The organism is Massilia yuzhufengensis (assembly GCF_900112225.1).
In the GTDB taxonomy this organism is placed as follows: Bacteria; Pseudomonadota; Gammaproteobacteria; order Burkholderiales; family Burkholderiaceae_D; genus Telluria; species Telluria yuzhufengensis.
In genome coordinates this window covers 53,314-67,059 of the sequence record NZ_FOLD01000024.1, presented here as the reverse complement: position 1 = coordinate 67,059, position 13,746 = coordinate 53,314, and the positions used below count along the sequence as shown (strand labels likewise).

Below are 13,746 nucleotides of genomic sequence, written 5' to 3'. Positions count from 1 at the left end.
GCGGGGTTATCGTTGCAGGAAAAAGCGGAGCATTTCCTTGCTGGCGTCGGGGCCACGGGTGTCGGTGTAGCTGCCGTGGTGGTTGCCGCCGGACCAGGCGTGGCCGGTGCCGTGGATGGTCCAGTGTTCCGCCACGACGTCGCCGCTTTCTCCGCGATGGGTGTGGCGTGTGAAGCTGCGCCCGCTGGTCTCGCCGGTCTGTTCGCACATGGCCGTTTCGCGCGATTCGCCCGGGACCTGGGAGGTGTAGCAGGCCAGCGCCTGCTGCACCACGTCGGCGCTGTTTTGTTGATGCACCGTCTGGTCCACATCGCCGTGGAAGACGATGGTGGGCGTCGGCAGCGGCGTGGCCTGCGATAGCGAGGCGAAGTCGGCGCCGGTGCGCATCGCCAGCATGGCGCTCACGCCATCCCTGGCGCTGCCGTGGGGCAGGCCCGAATGGCAGCCGACCGCCTTGAACACGTCCGGATAGGTGCGCCCGAGGATGACGGCCATGGCGCCGCCCGCCGAGAGGCCGGCCACGGAAACGCGCGCGCGGTCGATCGGGTACTCAAGCATCAGGTGCTCGGTCAGCGCCGCGATCAGGCCGGGCTCGCCCTCGCCGCGGGCGTGGTGGGCTTCGTCGTACCAGTTCCAGCAGCGGTTCCAGTTCGCTCCTTGCGATTGTTCCGGATACAGGACCATGCACGGGGCTTGCTCGGCCAGTGCGTTCATGCCGGTGCCGAGGGCGAAATCGTCGGCGCTTTGGCCGCAGCCGTGCAGCATGACGATCAGCGGGATGGACTCGCCGCGGTGGCTGCCGGGGATATACAGCTTGTACTGCAGGCAGTCGGGGCCGTGCTGGAAGCTCCCGGCGAGGAATGTACCCTGGTCGGGCCGGGGAGCGCAGGATCCGCTCCCGCTGTCTTCGACGAAGGACCACGGGTTCCAGCCATAGAACGGCCAGCCGGTTGTTGCGAAATGACTCATGTCGACCTCTCTGAAGATGGAAGTCTCCGCTGTTTTTTCGCTAGTGTACGCAAATGCTGCAACGCAGCATGTCAGTAGATGGCGTGGTCGTGCGTAGGATCACGCCCCGCAGCCCGCCGTTCGTTGCGCGTCTGTCACCGACCCCGACAAGGGTAGGGAAGGCCCGCGCTAGCTAGAAATACCGAACTTGCGCTTGGCCTGCTGGAACTCCTCGCCCAGTGCCGCCAGGCGCGGATGGCCCGGGTCGAGCGCGCGCAGCCGCTCGATCTGCCCGGCGGCCACCACACTCAAGCTATGGTCCCAGCCGAGCTCGGACACCTGGCGCAGGATGCCGCCGGCGACCGCCACCATCACGGCCTGGTTCCCCGGCGCCATGTGCAGCGCTTCCATCAGGGTTTGCACGGCGCCGCGCACGTCGCCCATGTTGCGCTTCTCGTCGGCCACGCCGAGCAGGATCTGCGCCTGCGCACGCAACTGCTGGCCCATGCCGTCGGCCAGGTCGGGCCGGCCGGCGCGCACGAACACGCCCATCGCCTCGTCCACCGTCACCGGGCTGGAGGCGTCGTGCATCACGGTCATCATGACGCTCGAGGCCTGCTCGTCCATCTGGTGTTCCAGGCAGGCCTGGGCCAGGCCGATCTTCAGGTGCGAGGACAGGCCGCTGCTGGTGCGGGTGGCGCTCACCGCCATCTGCAGCTCGGCCACGGCGGCGCTCACGTTGCCCATCTTTTCGTGCAGCAGGGCGTTGGAGAAGGACTTGCAGGCGTCCGCATTGGCGCTGCCGCGCATCGAGCGCTCCAGGTCGCGGATCACGCCGCTGGCCCCCTGCACGTCGCCGCGCGTGACCAGCGCCTTGACCAGGTTGACGTGGTCTTCGGGGTTGCGGAATTCGGAATAGCGCGCCTTGTTCACCACCTGCTTGAACGATTTCTCGGCCGCTTCGGCGTCGCCGTTTTCCATCGCGACTTCACCCAGCTTGCGCAGACGGCGCACCATGTGCGGCGAGATCGAGACGGCTTCTTCGAGCACCTTCTGCGCGTCGTTGCTGGCGCCCAGCTGTTCGTGGCAGCGCGCCAGCAAGTCGTAGGCTGCCATCAGGCGCGGGTTTGCCTGCACCAGCTGCGCCAGGGTGTCGCGGGCTTCTTCCACCTGTCCCTGCGCGACCATGGTGCGCGCCAGCCCGAGGCCGGCCCAGCCCAGCGGGCGCTCGGCCAGCACGTCGCGGTACAGCGCGCCGGCTTCGCGCTGTTCGCCCACCGAGACGTGCAGCTCGGCGCGCAGGCGCAGGAAGTCGAGCGCGTAGCGCGGGCTGGTAAGGGCGGCGGTGGCGCAGGCGCGGATGGCGTCGAGCGGCTTGCCTTGCGCGGCCAGTTGCCAGACCGGGAGCAGGGCGGTGCGGCGCTCGAGCGCGCGCTTGATGCGGGTGCTGAGCATGTCGACCGTGAAGGGTTTGAGCACGTAGTCGGTCGGCGTGAGTTCGGCCGCGCTGACCACCTTGTCGTACACGCCTTCGGAGGTGAGCATGATGAAGATGGTCGACGCAGTGATGAGGCGGTGCTGGCGCAGGTCTTCCAGCAGCTGCTGGCCGTCCTGGCCGTCGCCCTGCGGGCCGCCCAGGTCGTATTCGCACAGGATGATGTCGTAGGCGCGCTTGGCCAGCTGCTTGATGGCGGTGCTGGCATTGACCGCCGATTCGACCTTGTTGATGCCGGCCTGGTTCAGCATGTTCTGCAGGCTGGCGCGCATGCCCGGGTTCGGGTCCACCACCAGCACCGACAGGTTTGCATTGTCTTGCATCATCGTTCCCGTTCCAATCCCCGTTTGCGTACGTGCCGGCAGGCTGGCCGCGCGCGCCTCTTGTAATGATGTAGCCCTTACAATACCGATAAGTTCCTCCCGGATCAAGAAATGTCCGTTCTACAAGTACCGCGTAGCCGGGAATGCAACGCTGCATTGCAACACTGTATAATGGCGGGCTATCTTCCACCCAAGCAGCGACGCTGCATCAACCGACTTCTCAGCCATGTTGATTCTGCCGGGTTCCAATGCCCTGTCCGCCTTCCGTAGCCAACGCCTCCTGTCGCAACTCCAAGCAGTCGCCCCATCGATTGTGGCAGTCCAGGCCCGCTTCCATCACTTCATCGACACGAGCGCAGCACTCACTCCTGACGATACCGAGCGCCTGACCGCCATGCTCACTTACGGCGAGCCTGCGGCGCAGGCGCTGTACGAGGGCGTGACGGAGGAGTTCTTTGTCATCCCGCGCCTGGGCACCATCTCGCCGTGGGCCTCGAAGGCCACCGACATCGCGCACAACTGCGGCATGGGTCACGTGCACCGCATCGAGCGCGGCGTCGGCTACACGGTGGTGCTCAAGGGCGGCATCCTCGGCACCGGCATCGGCGCGCCGAAGAAGCTGCAGGACGCCGAACTGCAGGCCGTGGCGGCGCTGCTGCACGACCGCATGACCGAGACCGTGCTGCGCAGCGCCGACCAGGCCGCGCGCCTGTTCGACGAACTCGAAGGCCGGCCCCTGGAAACGGTGGATGTCCTCCAGGAGGGCCGTGAAGCCCTGCTGCGCGCCAACACCGAGCTGGGCCTGGCGATGTCGATCGACGAGATCGACTACCTGCACGAGGCCTTCACGAAGGCCGGACGCAACCCGACCGACGTCGAGCTGATGATGTTCGCGCAGGCTAACAGCGAGCATTGCCGCCACAAGATCTTCAACGCCGACTGGGTCATCGACGGCGTGCAGCAGGACAAGTCGCTGTTCGGCATGATCAAGAACACGCACCAGCTGAACCCGCGCGGCACCGTGGTCGCCTACAGCGACAACTCGTCGATCATCGAAGGCGCCACCGTCACCCGCTTCTACCCGCGCGGCAGCAGCCAGGAATACGCGCCATCGACCGAGCTGACGCACATCCTCATGAAGGTCGAGACCCACAACCACCCGACCGCGATCTCCCCGTTCCCGGGCGCCTCCACCGGCGCCGGCGGCGAGATCCGCGACGAAGGTGCGACCGGCCGCGGCGCCAAGCCGAAGGCTGGCCTGACCGGCTTCACGGTGTCGAACCTGAACCTGCCGGACGCCCAGCGTCCGTGGGAAAACGCGTCGGACGTCACGGGCGGCGACGCCGGCCGCAGCGAGGCCGTGTACGGCAAGCCGGAACGCATCGCCTCGCCCCTGCAGATCATGATCGACGGCCCGATCGGCGGCGCCGCCTTCAGCAACGAATTCGGCCGCCCGGTCCTGGGCGGCTACTTCCGCAGCTATGAGCAGCACGTCGGCGCGGCCGGCAGCCAGGGTACCGTCTATGGTTACCACAAGCCGATCATGATCGCCGGCGGCATCGGCAGCATCTCGGCCCGCCACACGCACAAGGACGAGATCCCGGTCGGCAGCCTCTTGATCCAGCTGGGCGGCCCGGGCATGCGCATCGGCATGGGCGGCTCGGCCGCCTCCTCGATGGCCACCGGCACCAACACCGCCGACCTCGATTTCGACTCGGTCCAGCGCGGCAACCCGGAGATGGAACGCCGGGCCCAGGAAGTCATCAACGGATGCTGGCAGATGGGCGAGGACAATCCGATCATCTCGATCCACGACGTGGGCGCGGGCGGCCTGTCGAATGCATTCCCCGAGATCGTCAACGACGCCAAGCGCGGCGCGCTGTTCGACCTGCGCAAGGTGCCGCTCGAAGAGAGTGGCATGGCGCCGAAGGAAATTTGGTCAAATGAGTCTCAAGAGAGATATGTGTTGGCGATATCGCCAATGGACCTTGATGAATTTGCATCGCTGTGCCAGCGCGAGCGCTGCCCCTACGCGGTCGTCGGCACCGCCACCGAAGAGCGCCAGCTGCGCGTGATCGACCCGCAAGCCGGCCTTGATGCGACTCCGGTCGACATGCCGATGGACGTCCTGCTCGGCAAGCCGCCGAAGATGCTGCGCGACGTCGAACACGTCAAGAACAGCTTCCCGCCAATCGACCTGACCGGCATCGAGCTGGGCGAAGCGGCGCGCCGCGTGCTGCTCCTGCCGACCGTGGCCGACAAGTCCTTCCTGATCACGATCGGCGACCGCACCGTTGGCGGATTGACCGTGCGCGACCAGATGGTCGGCCCATGGCAGGTGCCGGTGGGCGACTGCGCCGTCACCGCCATGTCCTTCGAAGGCTATGCCGGCGAAGCGATGGCGATGGGCGAGCGCACCCCGCTGGCCGTGATCGACGCCGCCGCTTCCGGCCGCATGGCCGTGGGCGAGGCGATCACCAATATCGCCGCCGCACCGATCGACGACATCGGCGACATCAAGCTGTCGGCCAACTGGATGGCGGCCTGCGGCCAGCCGGGCCAGGACGCCGCGCTGTTCGATACCGTGAAAGCGGTGGGCATGGAGCTGTGCCCGGCGCTGGGGATCTCGATCCCGGTCGGCAAGGATTCGCTGTCGATGCGCACCACCTGGAACGACGACGGCGCCAATAAAGCCGTGATCTCGCCGGTGTCGCTGATCGTCTCCGGATTCGCCTCGGTGCCGGACGTGCGCCGCTCGCTCACCCCGCAACTGCGCACCGACCTGGGCGACACCGCCCTGATCCTGGTCGACCTGGGACGCGGCAAGAACCGCATGGGTGCATCAAGCCTTGCCCAGGTCATGCAGCAACTGGGCGACAGCGTGCCGGACGTCGATTCGGCCGAGGACCTGAAAGCCTTCTTCAACGCCATCCAGCGCCTGAACAAGGCAGGCAAGCTGCTGGCCTACCACGACCGTTCGGATGGCGGCCTGTTCGCCACCCTGTGCGAGATGGCCTTCGCCGGCCGCGCCGGCGTGACCGTCAACCTCGACATCCTGGCGATGGAAGGCGAGCACGCGGCCGACTGGGGCGACGCCAAGAACTGGACCGGCCAGGTGGGCGAGCGCCGCAACGAACTGACCCTGCGCGCGCTGTTCAACGAAGAGCTGGGCGCCGTGGTGCAGGTGCGCGCGGAGGACAAGCAGGCTGTCATGGCTACCCTGCGCGAGCTGGGCCTGGGCGCCTGCAGCCACATCATCGGCAAGCCCAACGACCGCGGCGCGATCGAATTCACGCGCGACGCCAAGGTGATCTACAACGAGAAGCGCAGCAGCCTGCACCGCCTGTGGAGCGACACCAGCTGGCGCATCGCGCGCCTGCGCGACAACCCGGACTGCGCCGACCAGGAGTATGCGCGCCTGCAGGACGAGACCGATCCTGGCATGTCGCCGATCCTCACGTTCGACCCGAGCGTGAACGTCGCCGCACCCTTCGTCGCGACCGGCGTGCGTCCGCGCGTGGCGATCCTGCGCGAGCAGGGCGTCAACTCGCATATCGAAACCGCCTGGTCGATGCACCAGGCCGGCTTTACGGCCATCGACGTGCACATGAGCGACCTGATCGCCGGCCGCGCCAAGCTGGCTGACTTCCACGGCATCATTGCCGTGGGCGGCTTCTCGTACGGCGACGTGCTGGGGGCGGGCGAGGGCTGGGCCAAGACCATCCTGTTCAACCCGCAGCTGGCCGACCAGTTCGCGCAATTCTTCGCGCGTCCCGACACCTTCGGCCTGGGCGTGTGCAACGGCTGCCAGATGCTGAGCAACCTGAAGTCGATCATCCCGGGCGCGCAGGCCTGGCCCAAGTTCACCCGCAACAAGTCGGAGCAGTTCGAAGCGCGCTTCGGCATGGTGGAAGTGCTGGACTCGCCATCGATCTTCTTCGGCGGCATGGCCGGCACGCAGGCGCCGATCGCCATCGCCCACGGCGAAGGCTTTGCCGACTTCTCGCTTACCGGCGACGTCGATGCCGCGATCAAGACCCTGCGTTACGTCGACAACCGTGGCCAGGCGACCGAGAGCTACCCGTTCAACCCGAACGGCTCGCCCGGCGGCCTGACGGCGGTGACGACTGAAGACGGCCGCTTCACCGCCATGATGCCGCACGCCGAACGCGTGTTCCGCACCGTCGTGCACTCGTGGGCGCCGGATGCGTGGGGCGACGAGGCGCCGTGGATCCGCATGTTCCAGAACGCGCGCAAGTGGGTTGGCTGAGCGTTTGTTCGTTGAATTGACAAGCGCCTCCGAGGAGGCGCTTTTTTTCGCTTCGCACTTCGGGGTCAGGTCTGACATTTGGACACGGCCTGAGCCGTACCGATGCCGGGCCACTGCTTGTTGCCGGTATTTCTCCAGTCGCAAGGCATCGATTGACGTCCTACCGCAGAGTTCGTGTCCGAATGTCAGACCTGACCCCGAAGTTGCGAAGTTGGGGTGCTGATGCTCCGGACATAAAAAAAGCGCCCCCTCGGGAGCGCTTCTCGATCGGCAAGAACCGACTTACTGCACTTTGGCCTTCTTGACCAGGCTCTCGCGGAACTGCGCCAGCTGGCGCTGCTGCAGTTGTTCCGCGACCTGCTGCTTGACTTCGTCCAGCGCAGGGATCTTGGCCGCGCGGGTGTCTTCCAGCTTGATCACGTGGAAGCCGTACTGGGTCTTGACCGGGGTCTCGGTGATGGCGCCTTTTTGCAGGGCGATCATGGCTTTCGAGAACTCAGGCACGTAGTTGGCCGGGCTTGCCCAGTCCAGGTCGCCGCCGTTGGCCGCCGAACCGTCTTTCGACTGCTTGGCCAGCTCTTCGAACTTGGAACCGGCCTTCAGCTTGGCGATGATGGCCTTGGCTTCGTCTTCGGTACCCACCAGGATGTGGCGTGCGTGGTACTCCTTGTCCCCCATCGTGGACTTGTACTTGTCGTACTCGGCCTTGATGTCGGCATCCTTGATCGGATTTTTCTTGACGTAGTCGGCGAGCATCGCGTTGATGATGATGCTCTGGCGGGCGTTGTCGATCGCTGCCTTGACGTCGGCACGGCCGCCGACGCCTTGCTTGTCGGCTTCCTGGATCAGCACTTCACGGCCGATCAGGTCTTTCTTGATCGCTTCGCGCAGCTGCGGCGAATCGGTACCGCGGCCCTGGGCGACGACTTGCTTGACCAGCTGGTCAACCTTGGCCGCCGGGATGGGCTTGCCATTGACGGTCGCAATGTTCTGCGCGAATGCTGGCGCGGCAACGAGGGCGATCATGGCTAACAACAGGCGGGCTGGCTTCAAAATCATTGTTGAGGTCCTATCTAAACACGAGAAAGTTCGCCGCGGGCGGCAATAACCGGCTGCCGTAAGGAAGGGCAGCACCGGCGGTGAGACATATTACTGCACCTTTGCCTTTTTGACCATTTGCTCTTTGAACTGCTCCAGCTTCTGCTGGGTAAGGGCTTCGGCGATCTGCGGCTTGACTTCTTCCAGGGTCGGCAGCTTGGCGGCACGGGTGTCGTCGAGCTTGATGACGTGGAAGCCATTGGCGGTCTTGACTGGATTTTCGGTCACGGCGCCTTTTTGCAGGCCGGTGAAGCCGGCCGCGAATTCAGGCGGGAAGGACGATGGGCTTGCCCAGTCCAGGTCGCCGCCATTGTTGGCGGTGCCGGTGTCCTTCGATTGCTTGGCGAGTTCTTCGAACTTGCTGCCGGCCTTGATCTTGGCGATCACGGCTTTGGCGTCGGCTTCGTTTTCCAGCAGGATGTGGCGCACGTGGTATTCCTTGTCGCCGGTCTGCTTGGTGAAGCGGTCGTATTCCGCCTTGATCTCGGCGTCCGAGACCGGGTTCTTGCCCATGTAGTCGCGCGCCAGCTGGTTGACGACGATGGCCTGGCGGGCCTGGTCGAGGGCTGCCTTGACTTCCGGCTTCTTGTCGTAGCCCTGCTTGACGGCTTCCTGCATCAGCACTTCACGCGCGATCATTTCTTCCTTGATCGCCATGCGCATCTGCGGCGAATCCTGGCCACGGCCTGCGGCCACCAGCTGCTTGACGGCTTCTTCCACGCGCGAAGTCGGGATCGGCTTGCCGTTGACCACGGCGAGGTTTTGCGCGAAGGCAGGTGCCGCGGCAACGGCGATCAGGGCGAACAGCAGGCGTGCTGGCTTAAAAGTCATTTCTGGAATTCCTGTGGGGAGATGTGCTTGGACGAGATTGGATATGTTCTTGTACTTCTGGTTCAACGATTCGCGATAAAGATTGTCGGCCACTATTCTTAAAGCTGACTGAAGGCGGCCACAGGGTGGCCAGTCTTCAGGCTGCTTCGGACGGTGCGATGGCCGTGATGGCCAGCGCGTGAATTTCCGCCTTGTTAATCATTTCGTGCACGGCATCATACACAAGACGATGTCGCATGACCAGCGTGAGGCCCTGGAACTTCTCGGAGACCACTTTGACGCTGTAATGGCTGCCGCCGGAAGCGGCGCCGGCATGGCCGGCGTGCAGGTGGGAATCATCGCTGATCTCGAGCAGGCTCGGGGCCAGCTCGGCCTGCAGGCGCTCGCGCAGGCGTTCGGTACGGCTCTGGTCGTTACTCATGCATCCTCCTGAATATGTTTGGAAAGGAACAGCGACTGGATCACGATGAAGGCAAACAGGATGCCCGTGATGCCAAACAATTTAAAGCTGACCCAGGCGCCGGTATCGTTACTGAAGACCACGAAGGCCATCAGCAAGTTCAGCAGGCCCAGCGCCACGAAGAAGGCGATCCACGCGTACAGCACGCGGGTCCACACCGCCTCGGGCAGGTTCATGGCGGCCCCCAGGGCCGAGCGCATCAGGTTCTTGCGGTAGATCAGGTGGGCCAGCAGCAGGGCGGCGCCGAAGGCCCAGTACAGGATCGTCGGTTTCCACTTGATGAAGGTGTCGTCATGGAAGTAGATGGTGGCGCCGCCGGCGACCACCACCACGCCCAGCGACAGCCACAGCATCCCGTCCACCTTGCGCCGGCGCGCGAGCAGGTAAGCGATCTGCAGCACGGTCGCCAGGATCGTGACCACGGTCGCCAGCAGGATCGGCGACTGCGAGGCCGGCACGGCGCCCGAGATCAGGAAGCCAAGCTGGTTGGTGACGATGCCGTGGGCCCATTCCTGGTTGCTTTCGCCATACTTGTACATGCCGAAGAACAGGATCACCGGCAGCATGTCGAATAAAAACTTGATCATGTAGGGTTTCCTCAGACCGGTTCGAAGCGCATCGACGCCGAATTGATGCAGTAGCGCAGGCCGGTCGGCGGCGGGCCATCCGGGAACACGTGGCCCAGGTGGGCGTCGCACACGGCGCAGATGATCTCGGTGCGCAACATGCCGTGGGTGCGGTCGGTCTTCTCGATCACGTTGGCCGGGTCGAGCGCGCGGAAATAGCTGGGCCAGCCGCAGCCGGAATCGAACTTGGCGTCCGACTCGAACAGCGGGGTATCGCAGCACACGCAGTGGTAGATGCCGTGTTCATGGTGGTCCCAGAACTTGCCGGTGAAGGCGCGCTCGGTGGCGGCGTGGCGGGTTACCTGGTATTCCATCGGGTCGAGCTGGGCGCGCCATTCGGCGTCGGTCTTGGTCACTTTGTCGTTCATGGTGGTCTCGTAGGGGGTTCAGGAAGAGCAGCTCACTTCGAGGTGGGCTGCCCAGTCGGGCGGCAGGGCCGCGTAGGCATCGTTTTCCGGCTGCTCGTCGAACGGGCGCTCGAGGATGGCCAGCAGCTTGTGCACGCCGCTGTAGTCGCCATTCTGGGCCTGCTCGATGGCGGCCTGGGCCAGGTAGTTGCGCAGCACGTATTTCGGGTTGGTGCGATGCATGGCGGCGCGCCGCTGCTCATCGACACTGTGTTCGGCGCGCAGGCGGGCGCGGTATTGCAGGGCCCAGGCGTCGAAGGCTGCGCGGTCGAGGAACAGGTCGCGCAGGGGCGCGTCCGCTTCAAGGCTGCCGCCAAGCTCCAGCTCGCCGAGGCGGCGGAAGAACAGGGTGAAGTCGGCGTGATTGTCCTGCAGCAGCTGGAACATGCTGTCGAACAGGGCTTCGTCGCCGCCGCGCGCGTCCAGCAGGCCGAGCTTGGCGTGCAGCAGCTCGTCCAGTTTCGCGCCAAAGACCGGGCGGTACTGGTCAAGCGCTTCCTCGGCATCTTCCGGCGTGCCGATCAGCGGCAGCAGCGCATTGCCCAGCGCGTAGCAGTTCCAGTGGCCCACCGGCACCTGGTTGGCGTACGAATAGCGGCCGCCCTGGTCGGTGTGGTTGCAGATGTGGTTGGCGTCGAAGGCTTCCATGAAGCCGAAGGGTCCGTAGTCCAGCGTCAGGCCCAGGATCGACATATTGTCGGTGTTCATGACGCCGTGCATGAAGCCGACCGACTGCCAGAGCGCGATCATGCGCGCGGTACGGCGCGTGACTTCGGCCAGCAGTTCCTTGTAGGGGTTGGCGGCGCCCGCGCATTCCGGGTACCAGTGCTTGATGACGTAGTCGGCCAGGATGCGCAACTCATCCTGCTTGTTCTTGTAGTGCCAGTGCTCGAAGGAGCCGAAGCGGATAAAAGTCGGCGCCATGCGCGTGACCACGGCCGCCGTTTCGACCGATTCGCGCATCACGCGCTGGTGCGAACCGGTGAGCGCCAGGGCGCGCGTGGTCGGGATGCCGAGCGCCGCCATCGCTTCCGAGCACAGGAATTCGCGGATCGACGAGCGCAGCACGGCGCGGCCGTCGCCCATGCGCGAATAGGGCGTCAGGCCCGCGCCCTTGAGCTGGATTTCCATCTGGCCCTGCGCCCCGGGCAAGTCGCCCAGCACGATCGCGCGGCCGTCGCCCAGCTGGCCGGCCCAGACCCCGAACTGGTGGCCGGAATACACCGCGGACAAGGGCTGCGAGCGCACCGCCACCTTGTTGCCCGTAAACACCTCGACGAAATCCTCCTGCGCCAAGGCCTGCGGGTCGAGCCCGACCAGCGCCGCCGCGGGTGCGCTGGCAGCGATGAAATAGGGCGCCGGCAAGGGCGTCGGCATCAGCCGGGTATACAAGGCCGGCGGCAACTCGGCGAACGAGTTGGTGAAGGGAAGTTCGTCAGCAGTAATGGCAGCTCCAGGCAAGTCGGGAATCGATAGCAACAAGACATGCGATCGGCATGATTCTACCGTACCGTGCACATTCGCATCACGCACGAGTGCGTCCCGCCGCATGCTGCGCCGCATCATCGAATTGCGTTGACGCAGCACAACGAGCAGGTTGACACTCTTGCCAATCTGTTCATGGAGCATCGATGACCGCGTATCCGACCAGCCCCCTGATGGGCCAGATGATGGACCAGCCGCTGCTGGTATCGAGCGTGATCGCATTCGCCGCGCGCCACTACGGCGGCAACGAGATCGTGTCGCGCCGGGTGGAAGGGGATATCCACCGCTATACCTACCGCGACTGCGAGCTGCGCGCGCGCCGCATGGCGCAGGCGCTTACCGGCCTGGGGGTGCAGATGGGCGACCGGGTGGCCACCCTGGCCTGGAACGGCTACCGCCACATGGAGCTGTATTACGCCGTCTCCGGCTCCGGCGCCGTGCTGCACACGATTAACCCGCGCCTGCATCCGGAGCAGATCGCCTACATCATCAACCATGCCGAAGGCCAGTACCTGTTCTTCGACATGACGTTCCTGCCGGCGATCGAAGCGATGGCGCGCCACTGCAAGACCATCAAGGGCTACGTGGCGATGTGCGAGCGCGCCCACATGCCGCTCGAAACGTCGATCCCGACCTTGCTGTGCTACGAGGACCTGATTGCCACTTCTTCCGGCCAGTACGCCTGGCCGCAGTTCGACGAACGATCGGCAGCGAGCCTGTGCTACACCTCGGGCACGACCGGGAATCCCAAGGGCGCGCTGTATTCGCACCGTTCCACCGTGCTGCACGCGTATGCCTCGGCGATGCCGAACGCGCTGAATGTGTCGGCGGCCGACACCGTGCTGCCGGTGGTGCCGATGTTCCATGTGAACGCCTGGGGCCTGCCGTATTCGGTGCCGCTGTCGGGCGCCAAGATGGTGTTCCCCGGCCCGGCGCTCGATGGCAAGTCGCTCTACGAACTGTTCGAAAGCGAAGGCGTGACCTTCTCGGCCGGGGTGCCTACCGTGTGGCTTGGCCTGGTCAACCATGTGCTGCAGAACGACCTGCGCTTCTCGAGCTTCCGCCGCACCGTCATCGGCGGCTCGGCCTGTCCACCGGCGATGATGGACACGCTGATCGACCAGCTGGGCGTGGAGGTGGTGCACGCCTGGGGCATGACCGAGATGTCGCCGCTGGGCACCGCCTGCACCCTGATGGGCCGCCACAAGACGCTGCCGGCAGCCGAGCAGCGCGCCGTGCTGCGCAAGCAGGGCCACGCCATCTATGGCGTCGACATGAAGATCGTCGACGACGACGGCAGCGAGCTGCCGTGGGACGGCAGCACCTATGGCCACCTGCTGGTGAAGGGGCCGTGGGTGGTGTCGGGCTACTTCCGCGGCGAGGGTGGGGACGTGCTGCAGGATGGCTGGTTCCCGACCGGCGACGTGGCCACCATCGATGCCGACGGCTACCTGCAGATCACGGACCGCAGCAAGGACGTGATCAAGTCGGGCGGCGAGTGGATCGGTTCGATCGATTTGGAGAACGTCGCCATGTCGCACCCGGCCGTGCTGCAGGCGGCCTGCATCGGCGTGCAGCATCCGAAATGGTCCGAGCGCCCGCTGCTGGTGGTGGTCAAGCGTCCCGGCGCGGACGTCACGCGCGAAGAACTGCTGGCCTGGTTCGACGACAAGGTCGCCAAGTGGTGGATCCCGGACGACGTGGTGTTTACCGAGGCGCTGCCGATGGGCGGCACCGGCAAGATCCAGAAGAACAAGCTGCGCGACATCTATCACGAGCACCGCCTGCCAACCGCCTAGGACC

At 65.2% G+C, this 13,746-nt stretch carries 10 protein-coding genes; 2 read left to right on the top strand and 8 right to left on the bottom strand.

All coding sequences use genetic code 11. The features are described 5' to 3' along the window. Window positions 1-6 precede the first annotated feature (6 nt). Both BM031_RS18150 and BM031_RS18145 read right to left on the bottom strand, forming a co-directional pair. Window positions 7-969, bottom strand: coding sequence for an extracellular catalytic domain type 1 short-chain-length polyhydroxyalkanoate depolymerase (locus BM031_RS18150; protein ID WP_091875976.1), 963 nt, complete (start codon window positions 967-969; stop codon window positions 7-9). 168 nt (window positions 970-1,137) lie between these two features. Further along, window positions 1,138-2,766: a response regulator gene (locus BM031_RS18145; protein ID WP_091876002.1), complete on the bottom strand. Its 1,629-nt coding sequence runs from the start codon at window positions 2,764-2,766 to the stop codon at window positions 1,138-1,140. A 226-nt stretch (window positions 2,767-2,992) separates the two neighbouring features. Between BM031_RS18145 and purL the strand changes: the two genes are divergently transcribed. Beyond that, on the top strand, window positions 2,993-7,036 hold the full coding sequence (gene purL, locus BM031_RS18140; protein ID WP_091875975.1) for a phosphoribosylformylglycinamidine synthase: 4,044 nt from the start codon (window positions 2,993-2,995) through the stop codon (window positions 7,034-7,036). Window positions 7,037-7,318: 282 nt separating this feature from the next. On the opposite strand, the gene BM031_RS18135 is transcribed toward purL, so the two are convergent. From BM031_RS18135 to BM031_RS18110, 6 genes are all read right to left on the bottom strand, one after another. Continuing rightward, on the bottom strand, window positions 7,319-8,095 hold the full coding sequence (locus BM031_RS18135) for a peptidylprolyl isomerase (protein WP_091875974.1): 777 nt from the start codon (window positions 8,093-8,095) through the stop codon (window positions 7,319-7,321). Between the two features lie 90 nt (window positions 8,096-8,185). Continuing rightward, a complete protein-coding gene (locus tag BM031_RS18130; RefSeq protein ID WP_091875973.1) occupies window positions 8,186-8,965 on the bottom strand; it encodes a peptidylprolyl isomerase in 780 nt (259 codons plus the stop codon). A 136-nt stretch (window positions 8,966-9,101) separates the two neighbouring features. Then, window positions 9,102-9,386, bottom strand: a complete 285-nt coding sequence (locus BM031_RS18125; RefSeq protein ID WP_091875972.1) for a BolA family protein — start codon at window positions 9,384-9,386, stop codon at window positions 9,102-9,104. Beyond that, window positions 9,383-10,009 carry a septation protein A gene (locus tag BM031_RS18120; protein ID WP_091876001.1) on the bottom strand — a complete coding sequence of 209 codons (627 nt, stop codon included), beginning with the start codon at window positions 10,007-10,009 and terminating at the stop codon, window positions 9,383-9,385. Before BM031_RS18120 ends, BM031_RS18125 begins: the two co-directional genes overlap by 4 nt. Window positions 10,010-10,023: 14 nt before the next feature. After that, window positions 10,024-10,419: a peptide-methionine (R)-S-oxide reductase MsrB gene (gene msrB / locus BM031_RS18115; RefSeq protein ID WP_091875971.1), complete on the bottom strand. Its 396-nt coding sequence runs from the start codon at window positions 10,417-10,419 to the stop codon at window positions 10,024-10,026. Window positions 10,420-10,437: 18 nt separating this feature from the next. Then, window positions 10,438-11,919, bottom strand: coding sequence for a protein adenylyltransferase SelO (locus tag BM031_RS18110; RefSeq protein WP_229409015.1), 1,482 nt, complete (start codon window positions 11,917-11,919; stop codon window positions 10,438-10,440). A gap of 170 nt (window positions 11,920-12,089) precedes the next feature. Here BM031_RS18110 and BM031_RS18105 point away from each other — a divergent pair, with 170 nt between their 5' ends. Then, entirely contained in the window at window positions 12,090-13,742 is a 1,653-nt protein-coding gene (locus BM031_RS18105) for a 3-(methylthio)propionyl-CoA ligase (RefSeq protein ID WP_091875970.1), read from the top strand. Window positions 13,743-13,746: the final 4 nt, after the last annotated feature.

What these genes read in the sequence shown, in the direction of transcription:
- BM031_RS18145 (WP_091876002.1), bottom strand. Translation starts at nt 2,766, where the DNA reads ATGCAAGACAATGCAAACCTGTCGGTGCTGGTGGTGGACCCGAACCCG.
- purL (WP_091875975.1), top strand. Translation starts at nt 2,993, where the DNA reads ATGTTGATTCTGCCGGGTTCCAATGCCCTGTCCGCCTTCCGTAGCCAA.
- msrB (WP_091875971.1), bottom strand. Translation starts at nt 10,419, where the DNA reads ATGAACGACAAAGTGACCAAGACCGACGCCGAATGGCGCGCCCAGCTC.
- BM031_RS18135 (WP_091875974.1), bottom strand. Translation starts at nt 8,095, where the DNA reads ATGATTTTGAAGCCAGCCCGCCTGTTGTTAGCCATGATCGCCCTCGTT.
- BM031_RS18130 (WP_091875973.1), bottom strand. Translation starts at nt 8,965, where the DNA reads ATGACTTTTAAGCCAGCACGCCTGCTGTTCGCCCTGATCGCCGTTGCC.
- BM031_RS18105 (WP_091875970.1), top strand. Translation starts at nt 12,090, where the DNA reads ATGACCGCGTATCCGACCAGCCCCCTGATGGGCCAGATGATGGACCAG.
- BM031_RS18150 (WP_091875976.1), bottom strand. Translation starts at nt 969, where the DNA reads ATGAGTCATTTCGCAACAACCGGCTGGCCGTTCTATGGCTGGAACCCG.
- BM031_RS18125 (WP_091875972.1), bottom strand. Translation starts at nt 9,386, where the DNA reads ATGAGTAACGACCAGAGCCGTACCGAACGCCTGCGCGAGCGCCTGCAG.